Raw genomic sequence first — 15980 nt, forward strand, 5'->3', positions numbered from 1 at the left:
CTGTTTTACTGCTTACTCGAACCAAAGCGGCTCACCGCGATTCGCAGGATCAATCCCGTAAGCCCAGCCAGCAGTCCAATCGTCATCCTTTACGACTGCGCCGAAAAATGCGCGACCAATAGGCGCTACCGTTGGCGCCGCACCGCCAATTTTCATATCAGCCACTGGCAGCGAAAAGAAACCGTCAAGAATATCTAGGTTGGCATTGCTAGCTGCTGTAGGGTCCTCGCCAGCCTCTAATGTCGTCAATGTTTGGCTATTTTCATTAAGGAATTCCAGCTGGGTCTTACCGCCAGGCAGCAAATCGCCTTTTGTAAGATCAGAGCAAGCGATGATAGAGCCTTCGATTTTAAGTACACCCTCAGCTGCGGCTTTCAAGCCTTCAGCACTTTCGATACGTACACAGTAGTTGTAATCGTCATCGCCAGTTAATACATCGCCTTGGTAGGCAGAAGTAATCAGGGCGTTTTGAATTATAGGGAAATGCGCTTCACGAATTCGCATGCCTGCACCTGGATCATGAGTCCCTAAGCCGGCCGCCGTGCCTGCAGGGCCATCATTAGAAGACATGATACAAGTCATGTTTTTAATCGTGGCCCGAGAGTTCAAGCCCCGCGCTACAAAATCGTCAATGGTGGCCTGATCCTTACTACTGTAGCTACCAATACCGTCAGATTCCACGCAGTGGTTACCATCTGTTTCTGACTGAATAACAAGTGCGTAATCAAAAGTACCGCTGTAACCTTCATCGATATCGATAGAGTCGTCACGAACATACATTGCAATGTAGTGGCTAATATTTACCGCACCGCCGAACATTTCAACGCCATCGTCATAGGTAGAATAGGCTTGCAAGAAATCAACCGTCGTACCTGAACCTACGGCATCGAAAGAAATACCGTTTAATTCATTACCTTCTTCAACCTGTGCGCCAGTGTGTTTAACGATGAAGTATTTCAGTGAGCCTGAGCTGTCGGCATTGTTCGCACCGCCGTAATGAGTCTGGCCACCACCAGCCTTACCTTCAGCAGCTACATGACAGCCAGATGCAGTTGTCGCCAAATCATTTGTCGCTGGACTACCGGTATAGGCACACTTATTCGTTAAACCAAAACCGTTGATGATCATGCCGCCCCAGGCCTGAACCTCTTCCGCGCCAACAGTGCCATCCACTGCATCAGATACAGAGGTAATAGTAATTGGCGCAGATGCGGTGCCTTCGGCAAAAATCTGAGAGCCGCGGTTGATTACTACGTAGTCATCTGAAGACTGAAAAGCCAGAGTTGTACCTGCTTCAATTTCAATTTTTGAACCGTCGCCACCTTTTTCGATGCCCGCAGCCACAAGGTCGGCATCGCTACTGTAGTTGCGGCCCACCACTAAACTGTCACGAAACACGTGAACACCGCCGTTGGCTAATTTGGTAAATACCACCGGAGTAGAAGGACCAATATCGATAGGGTTAGTCAGGCTAACGAAATCAGGACCATATACACAGTTAACACCGCTGTCGGCGCCCTGACGAGTAATTCCACCTGTAGTACTATAGCTCGCGCAGCCGTTGGCAGATGTGTTGCCGCCGTTGCCACCACCGGTACTGGTAGTAGTGCTATTGTTTTGCGCATTTATATTAATGTCGCCACCACCACCGCAGCCCGCAAGTACCATGGCAGCCGCCATCGTGCTTAAAGCAAAAATCTTTTTCATAAGAACTAATCTCCGGAACAGACTCTAAGGTTTTCTAGGTTTGTATTAATGGAGCGTATGTTAGGGAGACTTGGTGACAGATATATGAACCGTGTATTGCAGTTATATGACAGCGCGATAAGTTCGCTTATGCTGTAATAAAACTTCTGTTCGGGCAAGGATCTCTGATGACGGCAGAGTTTTGCAGCGAAGCGGTTACACTAAGAATTTAATTAGGGGGGAGTTTTGGCACGCAATATGAGTACGTCAAAAGCCATTGAAACGCCAACATTAAAAAAACGTTGGGTAATATCAATGTCGTGCAAAGGCTAAGCGGAAACACCTTATATATAGACTGGTTGCCGCTAAATACCTCTATACCAGAAGCACTTAGCTATTCAGAAAAATCTGGTGTTAGCGAATAAGGCTTTTCCGCTGCCGACTCATATTCGTCATATTCATTACTATTCACAGACTCAGCGATAGGCACCGCCCTGCTGCGCTCAAGCGAACGGCCATTTTGCACATTCAACTGCTTGTCACGCTTAATTGCGGCAACCACCGTATTGCTCACTAGCTCAAAAATATCCTTGCGATCATCGCGGTCGAATAAGTCGCCTTTTTCCGTTGAGCCAATCGTGGCCACCGTGCGACCAGTGATAAAATCTTGAAAGGAAATACCCAGCATGATGCGCTCATCGCTACCGCTAACCGACAACTGCACTCCTAATGTGCGTTTTTTGGCTGTGTAGGGCAGGTTTTCAATTTCTTTGGAACCGACCACCGCCATATTATAGGCGCCAATCATATTGCCAAACTCAAGATCCATACCGTAAATAGCGCTATTGGTATCACGTTCGATTACAACATAATCGTAATTACCAAAACTGAATCCATTGGAATACACCACAGTCTCGTTACTGGCGCAGGCAAATAAAAACAAAGCTGAAAATATCAGCGGCAGAATGGATTTCATTAATCGTCCTTTGGCACCCGAATTTGTCACAAACCAGCGGCCGTAGTGATAAGCCAACCAATCTCTTTAATGTAGCCTCTCGCAACAAGCACATAGTATTCCAGCTTGCTGTATAGCTATCTTATTAAGCGGCGGTAAGTCTACTACGATCTCGTATTGTATCGTAGGCCCTCTACTAAATTGACCGCCCATCCAAGCAGTGCCGGCGACCGTCAAGAGACTCGAAAAAATGCTAATTCATTCTATTTTTCAATAGCTTAAAACAACAAAAAAACACCCAACGGCACTGCATAGGTATAAATACAGCATGGAATAATTTTATTCTTCCGCCAATACTGATAGATTAGTCAATAAATATTGAATTAGATGGCCTACGCACAATAAAATTAGGATTTACAGACTATGAGTTCTCTCTACGCCAATTACGACCCAACCAAAGCCATTGTTCAAGCCGACCCCTACCCCTATTACGCCTACCTTCGCGAACACGAACCGGTTAAGTACATCCCTGAAATGAATGCCTATGCCGTCAGCCGCCACAGCGACGTGCAAGCGGTACTGCGTAATCACGAGCAATTCTCGTCAGGCCCTTTAATTCAGCTGGCCTTCGGCGATTTCAACCCTGCGCCCGATTCACCTTACTTACTGGCGAGCGATCCTCCAGACCACACTCGCTTGCGCAATTTAGTGAACAAAGCCTTTTCAAAGCGGATGCTGGACAGCAAACGCACCGAAATTGTCGCGATTGTTAAACAATTGCTCGATGAAGCCTCAGAGAACGAAGAATTTGATGTTATTGAAGAGTTCTCATCACCGCTGCCGGTCCATATCATCGGTCAAATCATGGGTATTGAAACAGAGATGCGCGCAGATTTTCGGCGCTGGTCTAATAATGTCACCGCCGGCGGCAATGCGGCGGCATTAACCGATGCCCAGCGCGCAGAAATGCGCCAAGACACCGAAGATTTCCGAGATTACTTCCTAAAGCGCATAGCCGAAGTTCGGAAAAAGCCCGAAGCCAACCTGATTTCTGACTTGGTGCAGGCCGAGGAAGCAGGCGACAAACTTACTGCAGATGAAGTACTGGCCATGTGCGTGTTGTTGCTGATTGCCGGCAATGAAACCACCACCAGCCTGATCTCTAATGCCATTATTTGCCTGCGGGATTTTCCAGAGCAGGAAAAAATCGCCCGCGCCGACCGCTCTCTGGTACCCAACATGACCGAAGAGGTGCTGCGCTACCTGTCACCAATTCAGTTTTTGTTTCGCCAATCAATCTCGGAAACCCAGGTTGCCGGCGTGACGATTCCCAAAGACGCCACCGTGCTGGCCATGTATGCCAGCGCCAACCGCGATGAGTCGGTGTTCAAAAATGCCGATCAACTCGATGTGCGGCGTGAGAACCTGCGTCAGCACACCGCCTTCGGTTGGGGCATTCACATGTGCGTAGGGCGCGCACTAGGCCTGCTCGAAGGCGAACTAGCCTTAAATCATATGTTTGATCGCTTTAAAACTATTGAGATAACCCAGGAAAAAATAGAATGGTGCGACGCATTTTATTTGCGCGGCCCCAAAAATCTAAAAATTCGCTGCCGCTAGTCAGTATTAGGCCTTAGTAGTAAATATACCGCCAAGGCCTCGCGATCTTCTGCGCTGAGTGGAAAAGCCGGCATCGGCGGTGTTGGCGCGCTAAAAAAGCTGGCTAATTCATTTAATTCGTAACGCTCAACCAAGCCCGACAAGGCTGCACCGCGATGACAGCCACTGCAATTATAGTCATTGAACAGCTGTTCACCGCGACGCCTCAAGTGATCGCGCTGTTCAGGGCTATACGCGCCTAACATCGGATCGCTCTTGCTGCTCCCCTGAGGTTGCTGCGGCAACTCAAGACGCCTGCTACTAACAGCTGTTTTACCTGCCACTACGCGGTATATCGAACCCGAATAGTCATCCGAAATATAGAGGCTGCCATCATTGGCCTCGGCAATATCCACCGGCCGACCTATTAGCCGATCACCCTGTAAAAATCCACTCAAGAAATCCTGCTCAACAATAGTACCGTCGTCCTGCCAGTGCAGCGACACCACTTTATAGCCGTCCGGTTCACTTCTATTCCACGAACCGTGCAGGGCTACTAAGGCTGTGCGCTCGAAACCACCAACCGTGCTATGCCGCAAAAAGCGTAAACCCAGCGGCGCATTGTGAGCGCGAAACTCATGGCTCGGCGGTATATTTTTAGCTGTAGCTGCCGCGTTTTTTCCGCCAAAATCAGGGTCCGGCGTACTGGCGTTAACATAGGGCCAGCCGTAAAATCCGCCTTTCTCAATACGATTCAGTTCACAGGGCGGAAAATTGTCGCCCAGTAAATCACGGCCGTTATCGGTCGCGTAAAGGGCGTTATTCCACGGCGCCCAGTCCAGACCAACGCTATTGCGCAGGCCTGTGGCGTAAACCCCAAACTCGCTACCGTCCATGCGAAATCGCATGATGGTCGCCCGGGTGGGATCTTCCTCTTCGCACACATTGCAACTAGAGCCCCCGCTCAAGTACAGCCAGCCGTCATCGCCTGCGCGCAGAGTTTTAGTCCAGTGATTACCCTTGTCATCCAAGTCATCAACGATGCGTTGGTAGCTGCCATTGGTTTGTCCTTGGGCGCTATCAAAGGCAATTTTGCCAACCCCGTTAGATTCGGCTATGTACAGCCAGCCCGCCGCAATATCCAAACCATGGGGTCGCGTTAAGCCACTCAGCAGTACTCGCTGAGCGTCGGGCAAGCCATCGCCATTGCGATCGCGCTCAAGTAAGACTATGTCGCCGCTACGCGGGCGGCTAACAAGTAAATCTCCGGCGTCAGTCGAGTGTAAAAAGCGAATTTTACCGAGATCACTGGCGTACAAGCTCACGCCAAAGCCCTCAGCAACATCGAGCTGCTGCTGAATATCACTTGCATCGGGTGCCTCGCCGCCGTAGCCAAGCACCATATTGAGCACAACTTTCGAGGTAGTTGCCATGCCCGCAGAGCCAAATTGAATCACGGCCAAGGGGGTCAACACGATCAGCGCAAGCAGTGCCAACAAGGTGTAGCACAGCCGTTTCAGTATTCTCATTGGGTTTTCGCCTAGATTATTTACCACCAGCAGCCCCACTGGCGCCGGCCCATTATTAAAATTAACTCTCTAGCGTACACCACACCTCGATTCTAAGTGCAGACGGCGTTAAACTGGAAAGTCACTGTACTTATTAGTTAGCCGAGCCAATACGGCGCCAGCAACTAAAGATCGCAAACCTAAAATCAATAAACAGAGATGATAAGCCATGATGGATATGGGTAGTAGCAGCGGCGAAAAATGCCCGTTTGAACTAAATTTTAAGCCCGAGACCTTTAAAGCCGGCGACCTAGTCAGTTACCGCGTGTCTGGTAGTATGATGGACATGCCCTTTGTTGGCGTTTTGGTTGAGGTTCACGACGATCACGTCATGCTAGCCCACTATGGCGGCGACGACGCAGTAGCGGGTAATGTTATGCGCGGCACAAAAACCGACCGCCCCGTTGTTAGCGAAGAAGACGCCCTGCGCTAGTCACAAAATAGCGATAAAAACTGGCGCCTAACAATAACTGTAGGCGCCAGGATGCTACTTACTGATTAAAGCACTGTCTTCAAAGCGAATTCCCGCCCAACCACTGCGCATAAAGTTACGAATATTAGCGTGGTCTTCCCCGCTGGGGTTCCCCAACACATCCTTGCTGTAATAATCGCCAAAAGCGTTTAACGTCGCCTCTTTACTTAGCTGATTTAAAGCTGCAAACGCAAATATTTTACATGAGCCATTATTGCTGCCCGCGGCATTATGCTGCTCGCCATTTTGAAAGGCACTTGGCGTAAAATCATACTCGGCGTCAATAACAGCCATTACGTCGGAGAAATCCACTGGCCGCTCAGCCAAACGATCGATAAGTTCTTGTATTGTCATGCCACACTCCCATTTTAACGCCGAGTATTATAAAGGAATTTTGCTATTAGCATGCTTGCAGCTAAGCCGATATTCCCCTGGCGTCATTCCACTCCAGCGCTTAAAGGCGTGACTGAAGTTAGCTGCCTCACTATAGCCCAGCTTTTCAGCCAACTGATCGAGCCCTAAGCTATCGTCAGCAAGGTATTGCTGCGCCAAATCTAAACGTAATTGCTGACTTAGCGCGCGATAACTCGCGCCCTCGTGTTGCAATAACCGGCGCAGGGTTCGCTCGGGAATAGCTAAGCGCTGCGCCACCGCGCCAATTCCTTTAAAGGCAGAATCGACGATAGCCCGTTGCACGCGATGCGTAAAACTGCGCTCCCCATGCTGACGACTAATGAGCTCGCGACATTGCCTAACACAGGCCGACCACGTCACTGCATTCGCCTGAGGAAGGGTAATCTGCAGTATCTCGCGCGCAAAGCTCACCCGCGTATGACGAGCATTAAATACCACAGGGCAGCCAACGAGCCGTTCAATCTCCTTGGCGTGGGCCGGCTCGGGAATAGCGACCTCCAGATGCATAAGCGGTAATTTCTGAGCCGCGGCCTCCGTCGCGACCACCAGCGTGACGATTAGGTCGCGTTCAACCACAAAATTGCGCACTGCGCCGGCGGGGTAGTTGTCGCGCAACGCCAAGCTTGCTGCTGCGCCGTCGACATTCAGCTCCAAGCCCACAAAGCTGTGGGTCAATTCAATAAATTCCTGAGCCACCTGAAACGCCTGCTGTAAATTCTCACTACAAATAAGCGCCAAGCCCCAAATACCAAAAACGCCGAAGTGGTAGCGTCGGCCAACAAGATAGGCAAGATCCGGACGTGGGTTCGCCGCGAGCGTTGCCTCAATAAAGGCAATTTCCTGATCTGAGCGTATCAGGTAGCCCGGCGTCTCCAGCTCCCGCCGACCCAAACCCGTTATTGCACTCGCCGCTTCATGATCTAAACCCAGCTCCTCCAGGGTTTGGCACAGAATCAACAAACCCAGTGCAGGCCGCAACCCAGCGGGAAAAGTTGAATTAAAACTGTTATTTTTATCCATAGTGGCCGAAATTAACAATTTCGGCGGTCAGTAGCAACATTTCACTCCTTAAGCGCTAAGCGTAGGCTAATGAATGAGCCTAACGCCTCTAACGAGACTTGGTGGCACTAATAAAGACCACATAATAAGGACGATAAACTATGGCAACGACAATATCGCGTTTCTCGATTACCGACCTGACCCAGCGCTTTCGCTGGCTGTGGATGATCAATGCCTTTTTTATGCCCTGGCTGGCCCTAATCGGCATTATCCCAGCGATAAAAACCGGTAACAGCGCTTGGCTAGCCTTAGGCTTTATTATTTTTTATGTCGCGATCCCTATACTCGACTATGTTTCCGGCCAAGACCCCAACAACCACGACGAAGCCGATGTACCCGCATTGGACGCCGACAACTATTTTCGCTGGGCTTTGTTCGTCGCGCTCGCAGGCGTCATAGTGGTTTGGTTTAGTGCTATTGCCTACGCGTGGTATGCACAACTATCCATTTTAGGTCTAGCGGCGCTGGCCTTATCTTGCATGGGTTTAGGCGGCGCATTTTTAAATCTGGGCCACGAATTAGGCCATAAGAAAAATCGGCCAGAACGCTGGGCGGCAAGCCTTGCCTTAGGTATTGCGGCACTGCCCCATTTTAGTGTTGAACATAATCGCGGCCACCACCGCGATGTCGCCACCCCCCACGACCACGCATCGTCACGCCTAGGTGAAAATTTTTACCGTTTTATGTTCAGAGAAATGCCTGGCACATGGCTGCGCGGCTGGCGCCTAGAAGCAGATAGGCTACATGCTAAAGGCCTATCTTTCTGGTCGACAAAAAACGAGATACTGCCGGGAGCAATAATCACATTGCTATTTTTCACCCTAGTAGGCGCTCTCTGCGGACCAACAGTGTTGGCGTTTGTGATAATTACTAGTTTACTAGGGCACACTAACTTAACGGCCGCTAATTATGTTGAACACTATGGTTTACTGCGCCAAAAACTCGATAACGGCCGCTATGAAACACCGCAGCCCCAGCACTCATGGAATCAGAATTCGCTGATTTCGAATCTCATTACCTTTCAGCTACAGCGCCACTCTGACCATCACGCCCATCCCAGTCGTCGCTACCAATGTTTGCGACACTTTGATGATGTTCCGCAGCTCCCAGCAGGTTATTACGCAATGTTCCTACTCGCGTATATTCCACCACTTTGGTTTAAGGTGATGGATAAAAAAGTGCTTAATTGGGCTGCTAACGATATCGATCGTATCAATGTTTTAGCGGGAAAACGCGAGCACTACCAAGCCAAAATCGCGACGCTCGCACATAGCTAAATCACAAAAAATGTGGCGGCCAAAGTAGCCGCCACATTTGTCTCCGCACACTATTCATCGTTAGTATTAATGCCCTTGGCTAACTCGTACTCGAGTATTCCAAGATTGATTACCATGACGGTCATCTCTGCGATACTTACTGCCTTTATGGTCGTGACGGCTGTATCTATCGTGTTTGTCGTGCTTTTTAGCGTATTTATTACCGTGTTTGCCTTTGTGCTTTTGATCTACATATTTATGATGCTTACCGTAGGATGAAGAATAGCGATCGCGCTGATGTTGATTTTGATAATAAACATGCGCATTACCGTAGCGATGGTGGTCATTACCACGATACTCCACATGATGTCCGCAGTAACGATCATGCACATGGTGCTTTCTGTATTTTTTATCAGACTTATAAGAGTCATGAGCTGCATACAATACCGCGGCACCAATTAATACCGCTGCGGCGGCCTCTGCATTGTCTGCATGAGCTTGCTTTGGGGCAAGGGCCACGGCCAGTGCAAGTAATCCCGTTAGCAGCATATTTCGCAGCAAGCGGGGGCTTTCTAAACTAAGAGCTGTTGTATTTGTCATCATCAGTTCCTCCTGAATGTGCTTGTACATTATCAGGACGTAGCTGAACGAAGGCTGAAGACAATCGGAATAAATTGGCCGGTGCAAATACCCGCATATTCGCCCCGGCCCCACCCAGTCTATTCAATTTGGAGTTAATTCAGCTACTCTGTGAATTGCAGCGCGTTAACGCCTGTGAGCGCGCCTGGGCAAAGCCTGCCAAGGAAAAACTATCGCCAGTCTGTTTAAAGTATTTCGCCAGTTCCGCAGAGGGCATCAGCACATTCACTGAGCTGGCTTGGCTCATCAAAGCCAATAATTCTTGGTTAGCAAAGGAATGACCAAAAATAACTTGATGCACATTGCCGCTCATCGGCTTAATTGATATGACCTCAAGCGGGATATCCATCGGCACGCCGTCAAAATCAGCAGCTAGCGACACTTTCTGACCCGCAAGTGCCCAGATATTGGCACTGTCGCTAGCCCAGCTAATGTATAACTCGTCGCTGCTACAAGTATTGCTGTGTTTAACCAAGCCAAACTGATTTCCCTCCGTTTGCTGGCCGTGCACGGTATAACCGGTAGACTTAGAAATCGCCTCAAAATCCCAATTAGCTCCGGTAGTTGCATGCACGTTAAGCGACAGCAGTGTAGAAGTAATTCCCGCGGTTAACATTGTACGAATAGTCATTGAATTCACCTTTTAAGCAGCCGTGTATTTGGGGTGGTAGCCAATACATTGGGCAACTAATCAGGTTTTTGAACTATACGTAGTCTTCCCGCCTGTGAATTCCATCACAAAACTAACAGCAAAGATAAGCCGCAAATTTAGATCAAAACGCAGGAAATTCACACGAAATTAATTTCTCGTCGAGACCAAGTAAAATGTACAACATAAAGAGAACTACGCGATCGAAATCTGGAGCAGTGTTTAGCAAGGAGTGCAACGCCGTCAAAAAGGACTCTCAACAGCGCGCAGTAAACTTAGAATCAATCTGAACCGAGTAACGAGGTCTCACGCCCGCCAATTGCTGGACCCATCGCAGGTTCATGCTTAGCACCGCGCAACAGAAATATCTCTACACGCCGATTTCGCGCCCGTCCGTCTGCCGTCTCATTATCGGCAAGCGGCCGGGTCGCCGCATGCGCCATTACACGAAACCGTTCATTGGGTTGGCCACTGGCCGCAATAATACCGCGCAATACCGTGGTCGCCCGAGCAGACGACAAGTCCCAATTGGAGAAATAGCGGTCGGTATGAATCGGCACATCGTCGGTATGTCCTGCAACCACAATCTGACCGTCAATTTCATTGAGTAATGAGCCCATTTTAGCCAAAACCGGCTCAAAACCCGGAGACAAAACAGCACTGCCAGAGGGAAAGGAGCCCCGTTCACGAATACGGATAATGATGACCCGCTCACCGTCGTCGACAACCTCCACCAAACCTTCAGCTATTTCCACCGCGAGATGAGCTTTTACTTTCTCTAAATCATCATTGAGGGCCTCGTCGGCCTCCACTTGCACGAAATCGCGCATTTCGCGAACTGCTTCCTGACGCACCTGATTCTCTACCGTGGGCTTGGGTTGGCCGGGGCTAAACTCCCGAGCAATCATGCTGGTACCTATTGGCGGCTTAAACGCGGGGATTTCACGCTGCACGCCAAAGGCATCCTTCATAGACCCAGACAACTCTTTAAACTTTTGCTTGTCCATTTCTGAGAACGAAAACAACAACACAAAGAAAGCCAGTAGCAGCGACATTAAATCAGCAAAAGTAAGCACCCACGCCGGTGCGCCAGCGGCCTGTTTTTTTACCGGAGCCTCTTCCACTTAGGCTTCCTCAGACTTAGGTTCTACTTCGCGTTTATTGTCCGGTAGGTAGGTTTGCAGTAATGATTCAAGTACGCGAGGGTTAATACCCTCTTGAATACCGTCCACCGCCTCTAAAATCAAATGCCGATTACGACGCTCTTCAGCAGTACGGAAGGCCATTTTCTCGGCCATGGGCAGGGCAACAACGTTTGCCAATACCGCGCCGTACAAAGTTGTTAACAGCGCTACTGCCATTGCTGGGCCAAGCGCTTTGGGGTCAGACATATTGGACATCATTTGCACTAACCCAACCAAGGTGCCGATCATACCCATGGCCGGTGCCGATTCACCAAAACCTTTAAATACGGCCTCGCCCATTTCATGGCGCTCAATAGTTTGGTTAATCTCTTTATTTAATACGCGACGAACAAACTCAGGGTCGTGACCATCTATGGCCATTTGCACGCCCTTGTTTAAAAACTCATTGCTAATTTCCAGAGATTCTAAACCCAGCAAGCCTTCTTTACGGGCCACCCCCGCCATCGACATACACTCGGCAATGAGGTCTTCGGAACTGGTTGGCTTGTGCACAAACGCCCGCGACGCTACTTTAAAGGCGCCCAGCGTTTGATCTAAAGGGAATTTAACCAAGTTAGCCAGCAAACCGCCGCCAACAACAATCAACAGGCTCGGCGTATCAATAAAGCCGCTAGCGCTCCCACCCAGCACAATCGCGGTAACAATAACCCCGAGCGCGCCCAACATGCCTAATAACGTTGCTATGTCCAAAGAAAACTCCGCCTATCTCTGTCACTAACTCTGCAAAACGGCCTATCGCCTGCGGCTAACAGCCGCCATTTCACCCGTACGTATACACGGTAACGGCAAAGGAGCTTATAACTTTATAGAAGAACAGAATGAGATTCTCATTATTATCGCGCTCTCGACTCACCTACACCCTGAAATTCGGTTGATTGCTACAATATCTCGACGCGCGCCGCTCCGCCATAGCGGATTTCAACGATGCCAAAACTCCACTCGCCCCAGTGCACCATGTTATGCTCATCACCGCCATCAAAGTATAAGACAAGTATCTATGTTGACCACCCGACAATCCGATTTTGGCCGCGGCCCTGCTATTTGGCAGACTCTTGGCAATGGCAGTGAACCCCTGCTGTTTGCCGCCGCCAATGGCTTCCCTATTGGCAGCTACCAAACTTTTCTCAGCCACTTTGCAGATGACTACCGCATCATCGGGCTAGAAAATCGCGGAATGTGGGGCAGCGCCCACCCGCCCAGAAACTTTACCTGGCGCGATCACGCCGACGATCTTATTGCCTTTTTAGACCATCAAGCAGCCCCCCCCCTAATTGCGATGGGCCACTCTATTGGCGGCACCGTACTGGCCTTGGCGGCGGTTAAGCGCCCCGATTTATTCAAGGCCGTACTAATGTTTGACCCGGCAACAATTCCCGGCCGCTTTTTGCATGCGCTGGCAAGCCTTGCTCCCACCCAAGTAATGGGCCGTAGCAAATTGGTTAAACGCACCCAAAATCGCCAGCCACTGTGGCCAAGTCGTCAAGCTTTTATCGACTACCACAGACCCAAAGCCGCATATCGCCAGTTTTCTGAGGCGGCATTTATCGAATATGCCGACGCTGGGCTAATAGAGCAAACAGATGGGCAATTTAAGCTTGCATATAGCAGAGAATGGGAGGCACATAATTTTCTGCACACCTATTCGCCGTGGCAAGCTCTACGGCACATTCAAGTGCCAAGCCTAATCCTGCGCGCGGAACACTCTTATCTACACAAGCCCAAAGAATTCGAAAGCAGGGTAAGGCGACTACCCGCCAACGTCAGCCACCAAGTTATACAAGGCGTTGGCCATATGGCGCTGCAAGAAGATGGCGAACAGGTTGTTGAGCTTAGTCGCGATTGGCTAAGTGCGAACCAGCTGCTAGCCACCTCATAGAATGCGCGTCGCTACTCGACTTTTTTATACTGCGCTGATGGTCAACCTGCTCGGCCAACCGCAAACAAGTCTAGCGCAGGCACGCCAAGCTCAAGACCATGTTGCCCAACACCCCACAGAGCAGTGGCAGACGCTCGGCCTAGGTGGGCATAAAATGGGTTATCGCCATATTCTGCGCCACCCATCTGAAAACCAGCTGCTCACCCGTGAAACCTTAGTGCTAACCGTAAGCCAGCCCGGCGCGCCCAACGCTACTAGCACAACGGTTTTAGAATATCGCGAAAGTAGCACTGGCCAGCCACTCGCTATCACTAAACGTGTCACATCAGCCACGGCAAACCACCAGATGCAAGCCACAGTGGACGAGCAAATATTGGTGGTCAGTCAGCTCAATTCTACGAATAGCCCCCGTAAACACGCCATTCCGCAGCCATTTTATTTACCCGAGGGGCTGCGCCTAGCCCTACTGGGTAAAACCGAGCACGACAGCCCGTTTAACTATTTCAGCTGGAATTTCAGCAGCCAGAAATTTGACCACCTGCAACTGCAAATCCAGCCCTACAATTCACCGGACCACCCCGAGGCTCGCTGGCAAATTCGACGTCATCAACTTGGCGACACCAAGCGCAGCACCCTTATCGTTGCCGATCAATATTTTTATTTCACCGAAGAGCGAAGCACTAGCGGAGGCGACGAAGTCATTATTTCGGACTGCAGCCAAACCTGTGCCCAAGCCGACTTCGAGCCGGCGACCCACGTCTATCGACAGCTCATTGCCTCACCCTACAAAATTACCGACACCGCCCTACGCGGTAAAATTCGCTACCGCTTACAAGGGCTGTCTACCCCGCCGCCCAGCACCTTTGAACAAACCGTTAAACCGCTGACCGACGGCGTAGAAATCCTCGTATGCGACGACTGCGGGGCAGAAGCCCCGCCAGCCCCAGAGACCCTGGCCGTGGCGCTGCAGGCAAACTACTGGCTACCGAGCAGCGAGCCCGTTTTTAAAACTGTGGTCGACGATATCCTTGCCGACAAAGACATCACCACTGCCGCCCGCATGCGCAGGCTCAGCCGCTTTGTGAGTCGGCACATGAACAGCGAAGCCAGCTACTCTGGCTATGCCACCGCGCTTGAGGCCTATAACAGCAAACAGGGCGACTGCACCGAGCACGCCCTGTTACTGGCAACCTTGGCGAGGGCCGCGGGCATCCCCAGCCGAGTGGCGTTTGGCATGGCCTATAACAACGAGCGATTTTTAGGGCGCAAATATGTCTTTGTTCCCCACGCTTGGGTGCAGGCATGGACAGGGAATAGATGGCAGAGTTTTGACAGTGGCTTGGGCAAGTTCACCGCAGGACATATTACGCTGGGTGTCAGCAATGGTGAGCAAAGTGAAGTTTTAAAATTAAACGAACAATTACATCAAATTAAAATCATTTCGGCGGTGCAAATAAAAAGCCGCTGAATGCTACAGCGGCTTTTTAAAGATCACACAAAATACTTAACACATTACTCGTAAGCGACAGGCATCTCTTGCAAGCTTTCATCGCCAGCCACATCAATGTCGGCAATAACAATAGTAGCGCTTGAGCGCACGGCACCAACAACGGTCACCTCTTCAATTAATTGCGTAGGCTCATCGGCAAATACACCCAGCGGCAACAAAAAGACAGCAGCCAAGGAACAGGCCACAATTTGAATAGATTTAACACCAACACGATTAGATAACATACACACTCCGCCTTTTTGCAGATCAATATCAAGATAGAAAATAAAAGTGGCCAAAACACCGCAGCCAGAGGAGGAATTATCGTGTAAAAATGTTACATGCTAATGACGTTAATATGACAATTTCAGAGAAACGTAGACATAAGTAAAAGGAAGCTCTCCTCGTGAGTGCAATGTATTACTTAATTGCACACTCTAAAATGCTTATACTTATAGACTTTATTAAACCCCGCCTTAACAAGCATCCCGTCTTAGACAAGATTCAACACGCAAACTATATTCCAATAAGTAGTTCCGAATTCGACCAATCTGGCAATGCCGGAGGGTAAGAATATGGCCATGTCACCCAGAATTGCAGCTCACCTATGTAAAGTTGGCGTTCATTTCGACTTAGTCAGCCACGCCCACACTCGCAACAGCAAGCAATCCGCTGCAGCAGCTCAGCTGCCCCTAGAAAAAATCGCCAAGGCTATAATTGTATGCGATGAAGATCGCTATCGAATGTGCGTCATACCCGCTCACCACCGCCTTATGCTAGACCGAGTTAATACTCATATGCATAGCCACTACCGACTGGCGACCGAGGAGGAATTAGCATCGCTCTTCGATGACTGCGAAGTCGGTGCGGTACCTGCACTAGGCCAGGTTTACGGTATGCCGGTTAGCTGGGACGAAGAATTGAATGACACCCAAGACATCTATATTGAGAGCGGCGATCACGAGCACTTAATCCATCTCAATCACGGCGCTTTTTTAGAGCTGATGGGTGGCCAAGATCACTTCCAAATGAGCTGCCCAGAAGACGACCACCTCAGTTGGATGATTCACTAAGCTAGTGTCTACCCTACCTGCCTAGCTTAGCTCCTGCATC

Annotated in this window: 16 protein-coding genes; 6 read left to right on the top strand and 10 right to left on the bottom strand. The window is 49.9% G+C overall.

All coding sequences use genetic code 11. The features are described from left to right. Positions 1–12: 12 nt before the first annotated feature. Positions 13–1707, bottom strand: coding sequence for a beta-helix domain-containing protein (locus AB4876_RS14240; protein ID WP_368382444.1), 1695 nt, complete (start codon positions 1705–1707; stop codon positions 13–15). 373 nt (positions 1708–2080) lie between these two features. Then, positions 2081–2662, bottom strand: a complete 582-nt coding sequence (locus AB4876_RS14245; RefSeq protein WP_368382445.1) for a hypothetical protein — start codon at positions 2660–2662, stop codon at positions 2081–2083. A gap of 402 nt (positions 2663–3064) precedes the next feature. On the opposite strand from AB4876_RS14245, the gene AB4876_RS14250 reads away from it, so the two are divergent. Next, entirely contained in the window at positions 3065–4261 is a 1197-nt protein-coding gene (locus tag AB4876_RS14250; RefSeq protein ID WP_368382446.1) for a cytochrome P450, read from the top strand. Here AB4876_RS14250 and AB4876_RS14255 read toward each other — a convergent pair. After that, positions 4258–5769 (bottom strand): PQQ-dependent sugar dehydrogenase, encoded by a 1512-nt coding sequence (locus tag AB4876_RS14255; protein ID WP_368382447.1) that lies wholly within the window; start codon positions 5767–5769, stop codon positions 4258–4260. The two genes, AB4876_RS14250 and AB4876_RS14255, sit on opposite strands and share 4 nt — an antisense overlap. Before the next feature lie 208 nt (positions 5770–5977). On the opposite strand from AB4876_RS14255, the gene AB4876_RS14260 reads away from it, so the two are divergent. Further along, on the top strand, positions 5978–6241 hold the full coding sequence (locus AB4876_RS14260) for a hypothetical protein (protein WP_368382448.1): 264 nt from the start codon (positions 5978–5980) through the stop codon (positions 6239–6241). A 54-nt stretch (positions 6242–6295) separates the two neighbouring features. Here the strand turns inward: AB4876_RS14260 and AB4876_RS14265 are convergent, their stop codons facing one another. Then, complete coding sequence (locus tag AB4876_RS14265) at positions 6296–6634, bottom strand: HopJ type III effector protein (protein ID WP_368382449.1); 339 nt, start codon at positions 6632–6634, stop codon at positions 6296–6298. Between the two features lie 27 nt (positions 6635–6661). After that, positions 6662–7714, bottom strand: a complete 1053-nt coding sequence (locus tag AB4876_RS14270) for an AraC family transcriptional regulator (protein WP_368382450.1) — start codon at positions 7712–7714, stop codon at positions 6662–6664. Positions 7715–7854: 140 nt separating this feature from the next. On the opposite strand from AB4876_RS14270, the gene AB4876_RS14275 reads away from it, so the two are divergent. Continuing rightward, positions 7855–9030 (top strand): alkane 1-monooxygenase, encoded by a 1176-nt coding sequence (locus tag AB4876_RS14275; protein WP_368382451.1) that lies wholly within the window; start codon positions 7855–7857, stop codon positions 9028–9030. A gap of 66 nt (positions 9031–9096) precedes the next feature. Here the strand turns inward: AB4876_RS14275 and AB4876_RS14280 are convergent, their stop codons facing one another. The 4 genes from AB4876_RS14280 to pomA form a co-directional block, all read right to left on the bottom strand. Next, positions 9097–9612 carry a hypothetical protein gene (locus tag AB4876_RS14280; protein ID WP_368382452.1) on the bottom strand — a complete coding sequence of 172 codons (516 nt, stop codon included), beginning with the start codon at positions 9610–9612 and terminating at the stop codon, positions 9097–9099. 136 nt (positions 9613–9748) lie between these two features. Next, the gene (locus tag AB4876_RS14285; RefSeq protein WP_368382453.1) at positions 9749–10279 is read right to left on the bottom strand and encodes a hypothetical protein; all 531 of its coding nucleotides are present in this window, start codon (positions 10277–10279) and stop codon (positions 9749–9751) included. Between the two features lie 299 nt (positions 10280–10578). Then, positions 10579–11421, bottom strand: a complete 843-nt coding sequence (locus tag AB4876_RS14290; RefSeq protein WP_368382454.1) for a flagellar motor protein MotB — start codon at positions 11419–11421, stop codon at positions 10579–10581. Then, the gene (gene pomA / locus AB4876_RS14295; protein WP_368382455.1) at positions 11422–12192 is read right to left on the bottom strand and encodes a flagellar motor protein PomA; all 771 of its coding nucleotides are present in this window, start codon (positions 12190–12192) and stop codon (positions 11422–11424) included. 307 nt (positions 12193–12499) lie between these two features. Between pomA and AB4876_RS14300 the strand changes: the two genes are divergently transcribed. After that, entirely contained in the window at positions 12500–13378 is an 879-nt protein-coding gene (locus tag AB4876_RS14300) for an alpha/beta fold hydrolase (RefSeq protein ID WP_368382456.1), read from the top strand. 1 nt (position 13379) lies between these two features. Further along, the gene (locus AB4876_RS14305) at positions 13380–14846 is read left to right on the top strand and encodes a transglutaminase-like domain-containing protein (protein WP_368382457.1); all 1467 of its coding nucleotides are present in this window, start codon (positions 13380–13382) and stop codon (positions 14844–14846) included. A 44-nt stretch (positions 14847–14890) separates the two neighbouring features. On the opposite strand, the gene AB4876_RS14310 is transcribed toward AB4876_RS14305, so the two are convergent. Further along, complete coding sequence (locus AB4876_RS14310) at positions 14891–15112, bottom strand: hypothetical protein (RefSeq protein ID WP_368382458.1); 222 nt, start codon at positions 15110–15112, stop codon at positions 14891–14893. Between the two features lie 336 nt (positions 15113–15448). Here AB4876_RS14310 and AB4876_RS14315 point away from each other — a divergent pair, with 336 nt between their 5' ends. Beyond that, positions 15449–15940: an aminoacyl-tRNA deacylase gene (locus tag AB4876_RS14315; protein ID WP_368382459.1), complete on the top strand. Its 492-nt coding sequence runs from the start codon at positions 15449–15451 to the stop codon at positions 15938–15940. The last annotated feature ends 40 nt before the right edge of the window (positions 15941–15980 follow it).

Source organism: Zhongshania guokunii (genome assembly GCF_040892635.1).
Classification (GTDB): Bacteria; Pseudomonadota; Gammaproteobacteria; order Pseudomonadales; family Spongiibacteraceae; genus Spongiibacter; species Spongiibacter guokunii.